Source organism: Acidipila rosea, assembly GCF_004339725.1.
Classification (GTDB): domain Bacteria; phylum Acidobacteriota; class Terriglobia; order Terriglobales; family Acidobacteriaceae; genus Acidipila; species Acidipila rosea.
In genome coordinates, this window is record NZ_SMGK01000002.1 from 320,343 (window position 1) to 336,541 (window position 16,199).

General features: G+C 58.8%; 17 protein-coding genes. 6 read left to right on the forward strand and 11 right to left on the reverse strand.

Features of this window, described 5'->3' with window-relative positions:
- The first annotated feature begins 309 nt into the window (after positions 1 to 309).
- The 3 genes from C7378_RS06400 to alaC are packed head-to-tail and all read left to right on the forward strand — an operon-like array spanning position 310 to position 3,539.
- A complete protein-coding gene (locus C7378_RS06400) occupies positions 310 to 918 on the forward strand; it encodes an HD domain-containing protein (protein WP_131993596.1) in 609 nt (202 codons plus the stop codon).
- A 51-nt stretch (positions 919 to 969) separates the two neighbouring features.
- Entirely contained in the window at positions 970 to 2,337 is a 1,368-nt protein-coding gene (locus tag C7378_RS06405) for a nucleotide sugar dehydrogenase (RefSeq protein WP_424221228.1), read from the forward strand.
- Between the two features lie 20 nt (positions 2,338 to 2,357).
- Entirely contained in the window at positions 2,358 to 3,539 is a 1,182-nt protein-coding gene (alaC, locus tag C7378_RS06410) for an alanine transaminase (RefSeq protein WP_131993599.1), read from the forward strand.
- 17 nt (positions 3,540 to 3,556) lie between these two features.
- On the opposite strand, the gene C7378_RS06415 is transcribed toward alaC, so the two are convergent.
- Entirely contained in the window at positions 3,557 to 4,135 is a 579-nt protein-coding gene (locus C7378_RS06415) for a hypothetical protein (protein WP_131993602.1), read from the reverse strand.
- A 157-nt stretch (positions 4,136 to 4,292) separates the two neighbouring features.
- Between C7378_RS06415 and C7378_RS06420 the strand changes: the two genes are divergently transcribed.
- A complete protein-coding gene (locus C7378_RS06420) occupies positions 4,293 to 4,658 on the forward strand; it encodes a rhodanese-like domain-containing protein (protein ID WP_131993605.1) in 366 nt (121 codons plus the stop codon).
- Between the two features lie 20 nt (positions 4,659 to 4,678).
- On the opposite strand, the gene atpC is transcribed toward C7378_RS06420, so the two are convergent.
- From atpC to C7378_RS06470, 10 genes are all read right to left on the reverse strand, one after another.
- Positions 4,679 to 5,098 (reverse strand): ATP synthase F1 subunit epsilon, encoded by a 420-nt coding sequence (gene atpC / locus C7378_RS06425; RefSeq protein WP_131993608.1) that lies wholly within the window; start codon positions 5,096 to 5,098, stop codon positions 4,679 to 4,681.
- A 7-nt stretch (positions 5,099 to 5,105) separates the two neighbouring features.
- Positions 5,106 to 6,548, reverse strand: a complete 1,443-nt coding sequence (gene atpD, locus C7378_RS06430; RefSeq protein WP_131993611.1) for a F0F1 ATP synthase subunit beta — start codon at positions 6,546 to 6,548, stop codon at positions 5,106 to 5,108.
- A gap of 9 nt (positions 6,549 to 6,557) precedes the next feature.
- Positions 6,558 to 7,637: a F0F1 ATP synthase subunit gamma gene (locus tag C7378_RS06435; RefSeq protein WP_131993613.1), complete on the reverse strand. Its 1,080-nt coding sequence runs from the start codon at positions 7,635 to 7,637 to the stop codon at positions 6,558 to 6,560.
- A gap of 12 nt (positions 7,638 to 7,649) precedes the next feature.
- Positions 7,650 to 9,281 (reverse strand): F0F1 ATP synthase subunit alpha, encoded by a 1,632-nt coding sequence (atpA, locus tag C7378_RS06440; RefSeq protein WP_131993615.1) that lies wholly within the window; start codon positions 9,279 to 9,281, stop codon positions 7,650 to 7,652.
- A gap of 36 nt (positions 9,282 to 9,317) precedes the next feature.
- A complete protein-coding gene (atpH, locus tag C7378_RS06445) occupies positions 9,318 to 9,857 on the reverse strand; it encodes an ATP synthase F1 subunit delta (protein WP_131993618.1) in 540 nt (179 codons plus the stop codon).
- On the reverse strand, positions 9,858 to 10,565 hold the full coding sequence (locus C7378_RS06450; RefSeq protein WP_131993621.1) for a F0F1 ATP synthase subunit B family protein: 708 nt from the start codon (positions 10,563 to 10,565) through the stop codon (positions 9,858 to 9,860).
- Positions 10,562 to 11,029: a F0F1 ATP synthase subunit B family protein gene (locus C7378_RS06455; protein ID WP_131993624.1), complete on the reverse strand. Its 468-nt coding sequence runs from the start codon at positions 11,027 to 11,029 to the stop codon at positions 10,562 to 10,564. Before C7378_RS06455 ends, C7378_RS06450 begins: the two co-directional genes overlap by 4 nt.
- Before the next feature lie 278 nt (positions 11,030 to 11,307).
- Positions 11,308 to 12,651, reverse strand: a complete 1,344-nt coding sequence (gene hflX, locus C7378_RS06460; RefSeq protein ID WP_424221233.1) for a GTPase HflX — start codon at positions 12,649 to 12,651, stop codon at positions 11,308 to 11,310.
- Between the two features lie 17 nt (positions 12,652 to 12,668).
- Complete coding sequence (hfq, locus tag C7378_RS06465; RefSeq protein ID WP_131993627.1) at positions 12,669 to 13,004, reverse strand: RNA chaperone Hfq; 336 nt, start codon at positions 13,002 to 13,004, stop codon at positions 12,669 to 12,671.
- Positions 13,005 to 13,209: 205 nt separating this feature from the next.
- Complete coding sequence (locus C7378_RS06470; protein ID WP_131993630.1) at positions 13,210 to 14,352, reverse strand: SH3 domain-containing protein; 1,143 nt, start codon at positions 14,350 to 14,352, stop codon at positions 13,210 to 13,212.
- Positions 14,353 to 14,525: 173 nt separating this feature from the next.
- Here C7378_RS06470 and C7378_RS06475 point away from each other — a divergent pair, with 173 nt between their 5' ends.
- Positions 14,526 to 15,263: a Stp1/IreP family PP2C-type Ser/Thr phosphatase gene (locus tag C7378_RS06475; protein ID WP_131993633.1), complete on the forward strand. Its 738-nt coding sequence runs from the start codon at positions 14,526 to 14,528 to the stop codon at positions 15,261 to 15,263.
- A 37-nt stretch (positions 15,264 to 15,300) separates the two neighbouring features.
- Positions 15,301 to 16,158: a 3-hydroxybutyryl-CoA dehydrogenase gene (locus C7378_RS06480; protein ID WP_131993636.1), complete on the forward strand. Its 858-nt coding sequence runs from the start codon at positions 15,301 to 15,303 to the stop codon at positions 16,156 to 16,158.
- Positions 16,159 to 16,199 lie beyond the last annotated feature (41 nt).

Here is a 16,199-nt window from a genome sequence, read left to right on the forward strand (position 1 = left end):
CACGCTCATCGGATGGTTCAAAGGAGATTTTTCAGATCCTCTGAGGTAAAAATCCTTACCCCTGGAAAACCAATTCCAGCTATTCAGGTAACACACAAATTGCGATGATATTTTCGGTATTACAGATGTAGAAAAAATCAGGCAAAAAGTGTGTTCAGCTTTATCTGTTTTTCTTTGCTCTGATAGTAACTGAAAAAAGTTACTTAAGCAGGTTAAATTTCGGTCACATTCGAGGGCTAAGTTACTTTTGTAATTGAACTTTGCTCTTCTCAAGAATGCGGACCGCAACGGCTCGTATGATTGAAGTTTATGTCATCCGCTACCTTTCGCCAACAATTACCTGAATACCTCCGCGCGCAGGCGAAACCCGTCGACAAGTATGGGCACCAGCCGCGTTTATACGCCCTCACCCAGCAGATCGGGGCGGGCTTGAGCTATGACGACGACGTGGTGTTTGCGGCCGCATGGCTGCACGATCTTGGCGTCTTCATCGGACATCGGCCGGAAGACCCGGTTGAGCTGAAGAGCTGGAACCATGTGAACTACACCTGCGAGCGTGCGCCGGAGCTGCTCAAAAGCTTTGGATTTCCGGAGGAGAAGATCGCCGGCGTGCTTGAGGCAATCCGCCATCACCAGCCGCAGGACGATCCCAAAACGATGGAAGCGGTCATTCTGCGGGACGCGGATATTCTGGAGCAGCTGGGCGCGATCGGCATCCTGCGAGCGGTGGCCAAGATTGGCCGCGACACTCGCTACCACACCTTTTCCCAGGCGATCGACTTCCTGCGCTCGAACCTGGAGCGGCTGCCTGCGCAAATCCGCCTTGACTCCACGCGAAAGCTGGCTGCACCTCGGATCGAGCTGCTCAGCAGCTTTCTGACTGGCGCCGAGACGGAATCAATGAACGAACTTCACTGAAGCGCAGAACCACTCTATAGTGAAATTCATAGTTATCGAGGATCCCCTGGAATGAACGAAACAGCGATGTCTGCCGGAGTTGGTCTGCGCTCGAAAGGCGAGCAATCGAGCCTGGTGGCAAAAATTGAAGCACGGACTGCCCAGATCGGCATCATCGGGTTGGGATATGTGGGGCTTCCCCTTGCCTTGCTCTTTAACGGCGAGCGCTTCCCTGTTACAGGCTTCGATATCGACGCGAAAAAGGTCGCCACGCTCAACGAGGGCGGATCGTACATTGTCCGCATCGAGCGGGACGAGATAGCGGCGGCGCGGCAGACCGGCTTCAAGGCTACGGCGGACTTTGCGGAGATTGCGAAGATGGATGCAGTGATCATCTGCGTTCCCACGCCGCTGAACGAATACCATGAGCCCGACCTTAGCTACATCACGGGAACAGCGAAGGCGATAGCGCCCCATCTGAGGACAGGGCAGCTAGTGGTTCTCGAAAGCACGACGTATCCGGGCACAACGGAAGAGGTACTGATTCCACTGCTCGAAGCAGGGAGCGGGCTCAAAGTGGCGCGGAAAGGCGAGACCGAAGGGCTGCATGTGGCCTTTTCGCCCGAGCGCGAGGACCCGGGCAACGATACGGTGGCACGGCACGATATTCCCAAGGTGATCGGCGGCGCGGGTGAGGAAGCCCAGCAGATTGCAGCGGCTCTCTATGGAAGTATTTTCCGGCGCACGGTGGCTGTTTCGACTCCGGCGGCGGCGGAGATGACGAAGCTGCTTGAAAACATCTACCGCTGCGTGAACATCGCGCTGGTGAATGAGCTGAAGCAGCTTTGCCAACGGATGGATATCGACCTCTTCGAGGTGATCGATGCGGCGAAGACAAAGCCGTTCGGCTTCCAGGCGTTCTACCCCGGGCCGGGGCTGGGCGGCCACTGCATCCCGATCGATCCGTTTTATCTTTCGTGGAAGGCGAAACAGTTCGACTTCCGGACCAAATTCATCGAACTGGCGGGCGAGGTAAATGTCGCCATGCCCTACTATGTGATCGAGCAGACGATCGAGGCTCTGAACCGGCAGCGCAAGGCGCTGAATGGAGCCAAGGTGCTGGTGCTGGGGCTCGCCTACAAGCGCGACATCGACGATCTCCGGGAGTCGCCTTCGCTGACGATCATCGAACTGCTGCGCCAGCGTGGCGCTGAAGTCTCCTATAACGATCCATACTTCCCCACTGTGGGTCACGGGCGGCATTACGATCTGAACATGAGCTGCGCGCCGCTTGAAGATCTGGACCAATACGACTGCGTCATGATCGTCACCGACCACACCAGCTACGACTATCCACGGATAGTCGCTGAGTCGCGGCTGGTGGTGGATACGCGCAACGCAACCAAGGGCATCGAGTCAGACAAGATTACGCGCTGCTGAGCGCGGACGGGGCTTTTCAGGTGGAAGAATTCTCAAGGCTCAAGCGGCTGCCGCCGTATGTCTTCAACATTACCGGCGAGCTGAAGGCCGCTGCCCGACGGCGCGGCGAAGACATTATCGATTTCGGCATGGGCAATCCCGACGGGGCCACGCCGCAGCACATCGTCGAAAAGATGATCGAGGCAGCGCGGAAGCCGGAGACGCACCGCTATTCGCTGTCGAAAGGCATTCCGCGGCTCCGGCGCGCGATTACGCGCTGGTACCAGACGCGCTATAACGTCGAGCTCGACCCGGATACGGAAGCCATCGTGACGATTGGCTCCAAGGAAGGCATTGCCCATCTGTGCCTTGCAACTCTGGACCAGGGCGACACGGTGCTGGTGCCGAACCCGAGCTACCCCATCCACATCTATGGGCCGGTTATTGCGGGCGCTACGTTGCGCTCAGTTGCCGTGCACAATACGGATGCCTTCCTGGCGGAACTGGAGCAGTCGATTCCGCTGATGTACCCGCGTCCGAAGATGCTGATCCTGAACTTCCCGGCCAACCCCACGACGCAGTGCGTCGATTTGGCGTTTTTGACGAGGGTGGTGGAGCTGTGCCGCGAGCATAACATCTATCTCGTGCACGACCTGGCCTATGCGGATATCGTCTTCGACGGATACAAGGCCCCGTCGATCCTTGAGGTGCCGGGCGCGAAGGAGATTGCAGTCGAGTTCTTCACCCTGTCAAAGAGCTACAACATGCCGGGATGGCGAGTAGGCTTCATGGTGGGTAACCGGAAGCTGGTAGCGGCGCTGGGCCGACTGAAGAGCTACTTCGATTACGGTACGTTCACGCCGATCCAGGTTGCGTCCATCGTGGCGCTGGAAGGGCCGCAGGAGTGCGTAACCGAAATCTGCGAGACCTATCGCAAACGGCGCGATGTGCTCGTGAGCGGACTGAACAAAATCGGCTGGAAGGTCGAGAGCCCGAAGGCCACGATGTTTGTGTGGGCGCCCATTCCTGAACAGTGGAAACATATGGGCTCGCTCGAGTTTGCGACGAAAGTGCTCAAAGAGGCCAAGGTTGCGGTCAGCCCGGGAATCGGCTTTGGCGAATACGGCGACGGGCATGTGCGCTTTTCGCTGATCGAGAATGAGGAGCGCACCCGCCAGGCACTCCGCGGCTTGCGGCAGATGCTGCACCAGAACGGCGGCTAAAACTAACACCCTCCCCGCTATGCGGAGAGGGTCTGCGATCTCCTGGTTCTGCTGACACGGATTACGTGGACCACGAGCAGCAGGGTAGGCACAATGTCGAGCACCCAGGGAAACTGCGCCGACGACAGGCCGCTGCGATAGTAGAGCACTCCGTCTACCGCGATGAGCGCCAGGTAGAGAGAGACAGCCCACGCCCGCTTTTTCTGGAGGATGCCAATAGCCATGCAGCCGCATAGATTGCCGAAGAAGAGACTGGTGAGCCAGGAGCCGGAGAGCCGCATCAGCAGAAACTCACAGATCGTCGGCAACATGTAGAAGAAAAGCAGACAGCCCATGATGGCCAGGAGGCGGTTCATCAGGCACGATCGAGAAGCGCACGAAAAAAACTCTCCCCAGCGATTGAGTTGCCCCACGCCGGTGGCTGAGTTCCCTGCCTCAGGCTGAGGGACTTTTCCATGGCAGACGTGGGACGCTTCCAGCTCGGCCACCATGGAGATCTGATCGCTGACACCAATGTCCTCAAAGCAACGAAGACAGATGCTCCGTGTGGCGCCATTGGGGAGAGGCTGTCGGTAGAATTCGAGAATTGTGATCATTACCTGCGCAAATCAAGCAAATTCTACAAAGGGTGATGATGACCGAGGGGCTAAGCGTAATGCAAGGCAATTTGCCTTATGGAAGATCATAGGATGCAGGGGCGGTCCCTGAAGAGGTATTCGGGGTGGAGTACAAATTGAAAGAGAATTGGAAACGATGAACTGGACAATAGCTTTTATTCTTCTTGCGGTTGTTGTGGCGATTTATTTCCTGAAGCGCGCTGGCCAAATCTCAGACAAAGAGGCGCTGGCTCACCTAAACAATGGGGCGCTGGTGATCGATGTCCGAAGCCCAGGCGAGTTCAGCTCGGGCCACCTGCCTGCCGCTATCAATCTGCCACTGAATGAGATCGAAGCATCGCTGCCTCGTCGCGTAAAGGATAAGAACCAGGTGTTGCTGCTGCACTGCCAGAGCGGGATGCGCAGTGGCGTGGCGGAGAAAAAACTAAAGGCCCTGGGGTATACCAGGACCTTCAATCTTGGCTCCTATGGGCGAGCTGCACGGATTGTAAAGAGCAGATAGACGGCGCAAGAAAACCGCCGTCAGCTTTTATGAGCTGCGCTGGCGAGCTTTGACTCCGCCTCGGCAATGATCTCGTTGGCGCGTACGTATTGCTCTGCGTCTTCGCCGGCCTCGTTCCAGACCTTCTGCCCTTCCTGCAGTTCGCTCTGAGCACGGGCAGTATCGATTTCCTCGGGCTTCAACGCGCTTTCAGCAAGGATTGTGACACGGTCGGGCAGCACTTCCACAAAGCCCCGGGCGACGTTGAAACGCTGATCACCCTCCTGTGCTCCGTGGAGGCGAACTTCGCCTGTGCCCAGTTCGGCGAGCAGCGGCGCTGCGCCGAAGAGGGCTTCAAGATAGCCGGACTTCGACGGCACCTCGACCGCATCCGCGTCTGTGTCGACGAGGATGCGATCGGGAGTGACAAGCCGGACTCTGAGTTTGTTGGTGTCAGCCATAGAGTGATTACGCCGTTGTCTTCAGCTTCTCGGCACTTTCGAGAACTTCCTCGATGGTGCCCTTCATGTAGAAAGCCTGCTCGGGAACATCGTCGTGCTTGCCCTCGATGATCTCCTTGAAGCTGCGAACCGTGTCAGCGATCTTGACGTAGGCGCCGGGGATGCCGGTGAACTGCTCGGCCACGTGGAAAGGCTGCGAGAGAAACTTCTGCACCTTGCGAGCTCGGCTGACGGTCAGCTTGTCCTCTTCAGAAAGTTCGTCGATACCAAGAATCGCGATGATGTCCTGCAGATCCTTATACCGCTGGAGGATACGCTTGACGCCCTGGGCTACGTCGTAATGCTCCTGGCCCACAACACGAGGCGAGAGAATACGCGAGCTGGAGGCTAGCGGATCGACTGCAGGATAGATGCCGAGCTCCGAGAGCGGACGCGAAAGCACGGTGGTTGCGTCAAGGTGAGCAAAGGTCGTGGCCGGGGCCGGATCAGTGAAGTCATCGGCAGGAACATAAACGGCCTGGACGGAAGTGATAGAGCCCTTCTTGGTCGAGGTGATGCGCTCCTGCAACTCGCCCATTTCCGTTGCCAGGTTCGGCTGGTAGCCGACGGCCGAAGGCATGCGGCCCAGCAGGGTGGAAACCTCGGAACCCGCCTGGGTGAAGCGGAAGATGTTGTCGATGAAGAGCAGGGTGTCCGCACCCTCTTCGTCACGGAAGTGCTCGGCAACGGTGAGGGCCGAGAGCGCGACGCGAAGACGGGCGCCGGGCGGCTCGGTCATCTGGCCGTAGATAAGCGTCGCCTTGGACTTTGGCAGATCCTTAAGATCGATAACGCCGGACTCCTGAAACTCGATCCAGAGGTCGTTGCCCTCACGGGTGCGCTCGCCTACGCCTGCGAAGACGGAGAAACCGCCGTGCTTCGAAGCGACGTTGTTGATGAGCTCCTGAATGACAACCGTCTTGCCGACACCCGCGCCACCCATCAGACCGATCTTGCCGCCCTTGAGGAATGGCTGGATGAGGTCGATGACCTTTACGCCGGTCTCGAACATCTCTTCCGAGGTGGATTGCTCATCGAAGGCCGGAGCAAGACGATGGATCGGCATGTGCTGCTTCGCTTCGATCGGGCCGAGTTCGTCGACGGGCTGGCCAATAACGTTCATGACGCGGCCGAGGGTCTCACGGCCGACAGGAACGGAGATGGGGCCGCCCTGATCGATGGCCTTCATGCCGCGCACCATGCCTTCAGTGGCTTCCATGGCGACGCAGCGTACGCGGCCTTCGCCAATATGCTGCTCAACTTCAAGGATTACATTAATAGGCGTGGGCACGTCGAAACCGTCGCTGGTGACGCGCAGGGCCTGGTAGATCGGCGGCATGGTTGCTTCTTCAAACTGAACGTCGACCGCCGGGCCGGAAATCTGAATTACTCTGCCGATATTTTCTGCCATAAGTTCTCTCTAGCTGAGCGCTGACGCCCCGCTGACAATCTCGATGATTTCCTTGGTGATCGCTGCCTGACGCACACGGTTCATGGTGAGGGTGAGCGAGTCGATCATTTCCGATGCGTTGTTGGTTGCCGAATCCATTGCCGTCATGCGGGCCGCATTCTCTGCAGCCACTGATTCAATCACTGCATGGTAAAGCTGTGCGGTGATGTAGCGCGGCAGGATGGCGTTGAAAATTTCCCGAGGAGACTGCTCGTAGATGTAGTCGACATCGGCAGTGCCGAAGCGCTTCTCCTCTTCGTCAGCTTCCTGCTGCGCTTCGAGACTGACTCCGGCCGAGGCGGCCGCCTCAGCTGTGCGGCGACGCTCTTCCTGGGTCATCTCCTCGGCCGCAGTGACCTCCTGCCGGCCTGGCTCGATGATAGGCAGCACTCGCTCGACAACAATGCGCTGCTGGATCACCGACTTGAATTCGTTGTAGACGATGTAGGCCGCGTCAATCTCCTCGTGAGTGTAGCGGGCGACGATCTCCTCGCCGAGCGCGCGCACATCGTCGAAGCGAACCTTATCGAGGACGACGGTGCTTTCGCCAACAAACTCGATGGGGTTGGAGCGGTGGCGCTCGCGACGGACCGCCTCCTGCTGCCCATCTTCCTGCGGCTGCGCGTCAGAGTAACGGGCCGCGGGAAAACGACGGCGAAAGAGGTCGCGTCCCTTGCGGCCAAGCGCCTCAACATCAATCTGTTTATCGCCGTTCTCGTTCAGGAACTTCGTTGCCGCCTTGATAATGTTGGCGTTGAAGGCGCCGGCAAAGCCCTTATCACCGGAGACGACGACCAGGAGGATGTTCTTTTCCTCTCGGGTCATCAGCAACGGGTGGCGAAGATCTCCGGTTGTGGGGTCATAGACATCGGCGCGACGCTTGAGCGACTGGAGGACGCTGGTAAGCATGGCCGCGTAAGGACGTGCCGTGAGAGCGCGCTCCTGGGCGCGGCGCAGCTTGGCCGCCGAGACCATCTTCATGGCCTTGGTGATCTGGCGCGTGTTGCGCACGCTGCGGATGCGCCGTCGTAGATCGAGTACGTTTGCCATGGGTCGTCAGGCTTACTTCGCCGCGGCTGCTCCTGCAGGCTGCGGTGAGGCAGCCGGAGTTTTTTCCTGGGCCTTCTTCTTTTCCTCGCTGCTCATCGGCTGGACAGTGTCCTTGCCGGCGGCATGTGCGTGATCGGCGAGAAAGTTCTTCTTGTATTCATTGATCGCGCCGGTCAGCCGCTTGCGAATGTCGTCGTCAAGGGCCTTCTTGGTCGAGATGTCATTGAGGATCGAGGCCTGCGCCGAGTCCATGTACTTGTAGAGGCCGTCTTCGAAGGCACGGATATCTTCGACCTGAACATCATCCAGGAGACCCTGCGTGCCGGCATAAAGGATGACGACCTGCTGCGCAGCAGTGAGCGGCTGGAACTGCGGCTGCTTCAGCAGTTCAGTGAGGCGCTTGCCGCGGTTGAGCTGATTGAGGGTCGCCTTGTCGAGATCGGAGCCGAACTGGGCGAAAGCGGCCAGATCGCGGTACTGGGCAAGATCAAGCTTGAGCGTCGAGCCAACCTGCTTGATCGCCTTGATCGCAGCGGAGAAGCCCACGCGCGAGACAGAGAGGCCAACGTTGACGGCAGGACGGATGCCCGAGTTGAAGAGATCCGTCTCAAGGAAGATCTGTCCGTCCGTGATCGAAATCACGTTTGTCGGAATGTACGCCGAGACGTCACCCGCCTGGGTTTCGATGATCGGCAGCGCGGTAAGCGAACCGCCGCCCTTTTCCTTGGACACCTTGGCCGAACGCTCCAGCAGGCGCGAGTGGAGATAAAAGACATCGCCCGGGTAAGCTTCACGACCAGGAGGACGGCGCAGCAGCAGGGAGAGCTCGCGGTAAGCGACGGCGTGCTTTGAAAGATCGTCGTAGATGATCAGGGCATGGCGGCCGCTGTCACGGAAGAACTCACCCATGGAGGTAGCTGCATAGGGCGCGAGGTACAGCATCGGCGCCGGCTCAGAGGCCGATGCGGCGACAACAATGGTGTACTCCATTGCGCCGTATTCGGTGAGTGTCTTGACAACCTGCGCGATTGAAGAGCGCTTCTGCCCGACGGCGCAATAGATACAGATAAGATCTTTGCCCTTGCTGTTGATGATGGTGTCGAGCGCAACGGAAGTTTTGCCGGTCTGGCGATCGCCGATGATCAGCTCGCGCTGACCGCGGCCGATCGGAATCATGCTGTCGATAGCCTTAAGGCCGGTCGCCATGGGCTCGCGTACAGACTGGCGATCAATGACGCCGGGAGCGAGCCGCTCGACAGGAAGCGTCTCGGTGGTGTTGATTGGGCCCTTGTCATCGATGGGCTGGCCGAGTGCGTTGACGACGCGGCCAATAAGAGCCTCGCCGACAGGAACGCTGAGAATCTTCCCGGTGCGCTTGACCTCGTCGCCCTCGCGGATCTCCGTGTAGTCACCGAGCAGGACGGAGCCGACCTGATCCTCTTCGAGGCTCATCGCGAGTCCTGCAATGCCATGGGGGAACTCGATGAGTTCTCCGGCCATGACCTTGTCGAGACCGTGGATGCGCGCGATGCCGTCACCAACGGAGATCACGGTGCCAACCTGATCCACCTGGACCTTGGCATCGTAGTTCTTGATCTGCTCCCTTAGGAGCTGTGTAATTTCATCTGCCTTGATCTGAGCCATGCTTCTCTTTCCCTGCGGAATCTTGTGTGTCGCAGCCTACTCGCCGGTAAGCTGCCGTTTAAGCTGGTCAAGCCGCCCACGAACGGAGCCGTCATAGACCGTGCTGCCGATGCGGAGGACGACACCCCCCAGCAGCGAAGGATCTTCCAGAAACTTTGCGTTGATGCCCGAGTCCGCGAGCTGCGCAATCTGCGCCTCAAGGGCCTTGCGCTCATCTTGCCCCAGCGGACGCGCAGTTGTCACGGTCACCTCTGAAATACCCAGGCGACGGTCGATTTCCCGGCGATAGTCCGTCAGCACTTCATCGAATCCATCCATGCGGTCGTGACTGATGAGCACAGCGAGGAAGTTGCGAACCGTGCCGGACATTGCAAGGCGTGTATTCAGCTTGTCGAGTACGGCAACCTTCTGCGCCGAGGGGAACGAGGGATCGAGAAAAATCTCTCGCAGATCGCGGCTCTCATGCCACGCGGCTGCAAAATCTCCAAGATCGCTTGCAACCTGGGCAGGATCGAGCTTCTGCTCGAGGACAACATCGGTGAACGCGGAGGCGTAACGGCTGGCAAAGGCTGACATCTAATTACGCGCTCCTTTGCCAAAGCGTCCGGCAATCTCACCGGCAAAACCGCTGACCAGTTCACGGTCAGCCTCGGGAGTGAGACGAAGCTCACTCTGCGCGCGCTCGATGGCGAGATTGGCAGCGAACTGCTTCAACTCACGCTGGGCAGCAGCCTGCGCAGCCGCGATGTCCTGCTCGGCGGAAGCGACAATGCGCTGGCGCTCGGTCTCGATCGTTTCCTTCATGCGCTGCTCGTCACCTGCGCTCTCCTGCTCCATCTGGATGCGGAACGCTTCAATCTCCGAGTCGAGACGGCTCAGCCGATCTTCAACACTGCGCAGGCGACTGTTGGCCTCTTCCGATGCCTTACGCGCCTCGGCCAGATCCTTCTGGAGAGTCTCGGTACGCTTGCGAAATGCCTTAGGAAGCGCCTTGGCCAGGAAGCCGAGAATCGCGAGGATCAGAACCGCAGAGTTGAAGTCCTCAAAAATCTCAGCCGCAGTCTCCTCCTGCAGATGAAAGGTTCGGGCAATGGCCTGAACCGCTGCAGACTTGCGGAACTGCTCCTCCGCCTTATTCGTCTCCGGCGCGTCCATCTTGTCGGGCCCGCTCACGCCGTTGGCGCGAGCGGGTGGAGCCTGCCCGTGGAAGCGTACTGCCGGAATAACCAACAGAAACAGAGCAAGAAATGAAAAAACGATGCGAATGGAAAACCTTGACTTCAACGGGTACTCTCCGCGGGCGCCATGCCGGAGGGCAGGATAGCTTTGAGAATTTGTCCAGCGAGCTCACCGGTCGAGCCTTCAATCTGTTTGCGTGCATCGACTGCCTGCGCGGCAATCTCCGCCTGCGCCTGCTTGACGCGCTCCTGCGAAGCGAGCCGGGCGCTGGCTACCGCGCTGTCGCGGTCAGCACTCCATTGCTGCAGCCTATGCTCCCGCTGCTTGAAGATGGCAGTGCGAGCGGCACGGAGCTTAGCCTCATACTCCTGCGACTTCGCGTCTGCGGCAGCGATGGCGGCGTGGGCTTTTTCTACTGCACCCTGGGTGTGCTCACGACGCTCTGCAAGGGTGCGGGCCAGGGGGCCTGCAACCAGCGAGCGGTAGGCCAAGACCAGAACGAGAAAAATAACCATGGTCGGCACAGAGCCGAGCACAAGTTGACCGAGTTGGCGCAAAATCTCATCCATGTCTTCGCCGTATGCTGCGTGCGCTACCTAAATTCTGGAGTGTGTATCGGAATACAGGTTGTAACAGAGTGGATTTTCGAGTGTCAACGGGAGTAGACGCTCGCCTCCTTATGTTTATCACGAATAAGGAAAAATGTCTCAAATTCGAGGCTTGACTTGCGCTGGAATGAGCGTAACCTTTTGCTTACTACCTATGACCCGGTTCAGGGTCCGGCAGGCCAGGTGTTTGGGAATCACCACCGCTCCCAGACCTCTGGCCTGTTTTTGCGTTTGATCTCCTACTTCACCCAGAATCGCCGGTAACGCTTCAATAACGAGTCCGGTCCGCTCACACTCATCCTGACCATGTTTCCTTCAAAATTGCGCTCGCGAAGCACTGCGCCTGCGCCAAGGGCGGCCAGCACCGCACCCTCAGCCTGCGGAACCAGAAAATCCTGACTGGAGATAGGATCCGCAACGAGCGCCTGGTCGATGCGGTCCAGCAGGAGTGTGACTCCGGCGCCGGTGCGCGCCGATACGGCGAGTGCCCCGGAGTTAGCCAGAGCGACCAATTCCTCGTCGTCGAGGAGGTCCGATTTATTCATGACCTCAATACGAGGTTTGGAGAGCACGCCGAGTTCACCGAGAACCTTTTCCACCTCAGCCTTGTGATCTTCACCGACGGGGTCGGAGGCATCGCGCACGTGGACGAGCACCTCGGCGCGCTGGACCTCTTCGAGGGTCGCGCGGAAGGAGGTGACCAGGGTGTGCGGCAGGTTGCGGATGAAACCCACCGTGTCAGAAAGCAGAATCTTGCGCCGCGAGGGCAGCTGGATCGCTTTGAGCTTGGGATCGAGGGTGGCGAACATGCGCGAGGATTCAAGGACCCCGGCGCGCGTCAGCAGGTTAAAGAGCGTGCTCTTGCCCGCATTGGTATAGCCGACGAGAGCGACCGCAGGCACGGGCACTGATTCCCTGCGTTGGCGCTGCTGCGAGCGAACCCGGCGGACTCCCTCCAGCTCCTCTTTGAGATGAACCAGCCGCCGCTGGATGCGGCGCCGGTCGGTCTCAAGCTGGGTTTCGCCGGGACCGCGGGTGCCGATGCCGCCGCCCAGCTGCGACATGGACGAACCTCTGCCAGTGAGCCGGGGCAGCATGTATTCAAGCTGGGCCAGCTCTACCTGCAGCTGGCCTTCTCGAGTGCGAGCGTGACGGGCAAAAATGTCGAGGATGAGCTGGGTGCGATCGATGACCCGGCAAGGCACGGCTTCTTCTAGATTGCGGAGTTGCGTAGGGCTGAGGTCATGACTGAAGAGAACGACGGAGGCGTTGGTCGCTGCGGCTGCACCGGTCAGCTCCTCTACTTTGCCGCGTCCTATCAGGGTCGCGGGATCGGGCTGGAGGCGCCGCTGAATGATTTCGCCGACAATCTCGCCGCCGGCGCTCAGCACAAGCTCGCGGAACTCTGCCAGCTCCACATCGAGGGCGGAAGAAGAGAGAGCCGGCGCAGCCGACGCTCCCTCCCCGCGCGCCGCCAGCGCTGTATCGCGAGCTGCCGCGGCGGACGTGGAGAGATGGCGCTTGCCGGTATGCATCTCAACGGCAACCAGCAGAACACGCTCTGGACTGCGTATTTCAGTCACGTGGCATCTGGCAGGAGCTAAGAGCGCACGTTTTCAGCGGGAGCCGGAGTCGACGGCGCGGCAGAACCGCTGGCGGCCGGTGTCGGCGCAGCTCCTGACGAGGCGTGGCCTGATGCGGGGCGATGTTCATTGTGCAAAACGACGGAGCGATTGCTGACGACCGTGGAGATTGCATGCTTGAAGATCAACTGCTCCTGGCTGTTGTTCTCAAGCAATACGGAGTACTTATCGAAGGAACGAATCTTCCCTGTCAGCTTGACGCCGCTTACCAGGTAGATCGTGATTGGGGTTTTATCCTTCCGGACGGTGTTGAGATACGTGTCCTGGATATTCTGTGCCGGCTTGCTGTCCATAGTGCCGATCTCCTGCGTCGCGTTCCCATTGGGGGAGCGATAGGTTGAATTTTTTCGTTTAAAAATATCTAGTGCGAACGCCGCACTGAAAGTTTCTATCACAATACGAGGTTGAAGTTAATTTATCAACGATCAACACATCCTTCAGTTTTGATCTCTTCGTGTTCCAGCGATCTTAGATGCAAACTTTACGGTGAGTGCTGCTCTATTTTTTTGAGCGGTGTCTGCGATTGTGATGTCGCGAATGAACAACTCGAGAGGGCGCGGGAGACTTAACGGCAGCGGGTGCGTTCGTGCCCGGGGGTAATACCTTCCTAATCAGACCGCCTTCCATGCGATAGGTCAGGGTTACGGTACGGGCAGGGTGCTCTTCCCCGTCAGGGGAGAGTGCGACGGAGTCTCCGTCAGCCACCTTAAAGGAAAAGACAGGCTCGGAGCCGAGTTTGTCAAACGTCTGCGTTCCGACCGTAACGGGCAGGTAGCCCTCAAGATTGCGCTGGCGATAAGCGGTCTCATAACGATGCTTTTTGGTGTTCCAGGTGAAGACGCGGACCTGATCGAAGTCGTAAGGCAGGCCGTCCTTGTAGGGACTGATGACGGCTACATACTCCGGAGCCTGCTTATCAGGAAAGCTGGATTCCGGATCATAGACCCTGGCCAGAACGTAGGCGCCGACGATTCTCTGCCCTTCCGCGTAACCGGCAATTTCATCAGGCACATCTACATCCATGCGGCGGGAAAGCATCCAGCCCACGCGGCCCTGGCTGTCCCGCACGAGCCACCAGTCTTCAAGAACAGGCGGAGGTGGAGCCGCGGGGACGTTGTGGTCTGACGGAAGTTTTCTGGTTCTCGATAATGGCAGAGCCTGAGGCGGGATTTCCTTCGGGACCGATGCACGGACGAGCAGCTGAAGCTTATCTGCCTCCGGCAGCAGATAGAACCGCTCGGTGTGACGGCCCGGCTTGTCGTGCAAGTAGAGATCGTCGCGCAGAACCGCTGTGGCAACGACAGGATCGTGCGCATGCTGCTGCTGGAGCTGGACAAACTGTTCGTAGACAGGCTGCTCGATGATGGCGTGCTGCTCAAGCCAGCCTACGGCGCCCTTTGCGGTCTTGACCTTGAGAAAACGGCGTCCGTGCTCGACAACCTCGAGACGCTCGCCATTCGTGACTTCAGCCACCTTGTTTGAGACGGCGGCTACGCGGTCGCGAAGGAAGGTGTCTTTAGAAACAACATAGACATACTGCACCGCCGGATGAGGGCGGAGGCGGTTGCATCCTGCTAACCAGACAAAAGAAGTAAGCGCTACAGTGGCGCAGAGAAAACGAAACGATCGATTTGCTGTCATAGACGGTGCAACAGTGTGTTCTAGTGCCATTAGACAATGAATCGCATGAGGAAGATTCCGCAGACTCCGATTTTTCCTTTCATTGGTACCGAGACGGTAAGAGGCGGAATATTTTCCGCGGGTTCTGGCGGTATGCGTGTATCTTGGTCTGCGTGATGGGCAGGCAGTTGTCGATGCAAAGCGAACAGATGATTGAGGCCGCGGCTCTGTCGGATCGCGGTTGCGTTCGCAGCATCAATGAAGACTTCTACGAGTGCTGTTGCGAGAGGGGCCTCTTTGTCGTGTGCGATGGCATGGGAGGCGCCGCAGGCGGAGAGATTGCAAGCCGCAGAGCTGCGGAGGCAGTGCGCGAACGACTCTGCAATGGCGATGCCGCTCCCTCAGCTCGAAGGCTCGAAGCGGCGATCTGCGCCGCAAACCGCGCCCTCTACGAGATGGCGGAGCGCGAACCGGCGCTGCACGGGATGGGAACAACGCTGGTGGCCCTGCTGACCACGGGGCGCAAGGCATGGATCGCAAACGTGGGAGACAGCCGCTGCTACCTGCTGCGCGGTGGATGCCTCACGCTGCTGACCAAGGACCACTCGCTCGTGGCCGAGCAGGTACGCCTGGGACAGTTGACCGCACAGGAAGCGAATGGCTCGCCGCTGCGCAACGTTATCACGCGCGCCGTGGGGATCGATCGCACGGTCGCCTCCGAGATCTCGCCCTTTGAAGCCGAGCCGGGCGACCTGCTGATGCTCTGCACCGACGGGCTTACACGGGAAGTGCCCGACGACACCCTCGCGCAACTGTTGAGGAACGGCGACGACCTCGAACATACCTGCGAGACACTGATCATGGCGGCGAAGGCGGCAGGCGGACATGACAACATTACCTGCCTGCTGGTGCGCTACCCGGCCCAAGACTGATAGACTCACCTGTTTGTTCAGGAAGGGATAGGCAGGCATGGAAGAGATACGCAGGGTTGGCGTCCTCGGCGCTGGAACGATGGGCAATGGCATCGCACACGTCTTCGCGCGGAATGGCTTCGAGGTGGTTCTTTGTGAGGTTGAGCAGCGCTCTCTCGATCGCGGGCTGGAGACTATTCGCAAGAATCTCGACCGAGAAGTCGCAAAGGGAAAACTGGCGGGAAGCGAGGCAGCCGCTGCGCTCAAGCGCATTGAAGGAACTCTCGACCGGACGGCGCTTGGCGATTGCCAGTTCGCTATCGAGGCCGCCACGGAAAAGTTTGAAGTAAAGCGTGAGCTTTTCAAGGAACTGGATCGCACTTTGCCCGCAGAAGCCGTCCTGGCTTCGAACACTTCTTCCATCTCGATCACCAGGCTTGCAGCGCAGACGCAGCGGCCGGGGCAGGTGGTTGGCATGCACTTCTTCAATCCAGTGCCGGTGATGAAGCTGGTGGAGGTGATTCGCGGGCTGGCGACGACGCAGGCAAGCTTTGACACTGTTAAAGGGCTCGCGGAAAAACTGGGTAAAACGCCGGTTGAGGTAAACGATGCAGCGGGATTTGTCTCGAACCGGGTGTTGATGCCCCTGCTCAACGAGGCGATGTTTGCGGTGATGGAAGGCGTGGCTACTGCTGAAGCGGTGGATGAAGTTTTCAAACTGGGAATGGCGCACCCGATGGGGCCGCTGACGCTGGCCGACTTTATCGGACTGGATGTGTGCCTGGACATCATGCGGGTGCTGGAGGAAGGCATCGGCGATCCGAAGTACCGGCCGTGTCCGCTGCTGATTCGCATGGTCGACGCGGGATGGCTGGGGCGCAAGAGCGGCCGCGGATTCTACCAGTACGGCAGTTGACGGCGATGGTTCAGCGTTCGCGATAATTCGCGTTCAAGAAC

Bases quoted from the DNA above. Each gene is read 5' to 3' on its own strand.
- C7378_RS06400 (WP_131993596.1), top strand. From the start codon at position 310: ATGTCATCCGCTACCTTTCGCCAACAATTACCTGAATACCTCCGCGCG.
- C7378_RS06405 (WP_424221228.1), top strand. From the start codon at position 970: ATGAACGAAACAGCGATGTCTGCCGGAGTTGGTCTGCGCTCGAAAGGC.
- C7378_RS06415 (WP_131993602.1), bottom strand. From the start codon at position 4,135: ATGATCACAATTCTCGAATTCTACCGACAGCCTCTCCCCAATGGCGCC.
- C7378_RS06420 (WP_131993605.1), top strand. From the start codon at position 4,293: ATGAACTGGACAATAGCTTTTATTCTTCTTGCGGTTGTTGTGGCGATT.
- atpC (WP_131993608.1), bottom strand. From the start codon at position 5,098: ATGGCTGACACCAACAAACTCAGAGTCCGGCTTGTCACTCCCGATCGC.
- atpD (WP_131993611.1), bottom strand. From the start codon at position 6,548: ATGGCAGAAAATATCGGCAGAGTAATTCAGATTTCCGGCCCGGCGGTC.
- C7378_RS06435 (WP_131993613.1), bottom strand. From the start codon at position 7,637: ATGGCAAACGTACTCGATCTACGACGGCGCATCCGCAGCGTGCGCAAC.
- atpA (WP_131993615.1), bottom strand. From the start codon at position 9,281: ATGGCTCAGATCAAGGCAGATGAAATTACACAGCTCCTAAGGGAGCAG.
- atpH (WP_131993618.1), bottom strand. From the start codon at position 9,857: ATGTCAGCCTTTGCCAGCCGTTACGCCTCCGCGTTCACCGATGTTGTC.
- C7378_RS06455 (WP_131993624.1), bottom strand. From the start codon at position 11,029: ATGGATGAGATTTTGCGCCAACTCGGTCAACTTGTGCTCGGCTCTGTG.
- hfq (WP_131993627.1), bottom strand. From the start codon at position 13,004: ATGGACAGCAAGCCGGCACAGAATATCCAGGACACGTATCTCAACACC.
- C7378_RS06470 (WP_131993630.1), bottom strand. From the start codon at position 14,352: ATGACAGCAAATCGATCGTTTCGTTTTCTCTGCGCCACTGTAGCGCTT.
- C7378_RS06475 (WP_131993633.1), top strand. From the start codon at position 14,526: ATGCAAAGCGAACAGATGATTGAGGCCGCGGCTCTGTCGGATCGCGGT.
- C7378_RS06480 (WP_131993636.1), top strand. From the start codon at position 15,301: ATGGAAGAGATACGCAGGGTTGGCGTCCTCGGCGCTGGAACGATGGGC.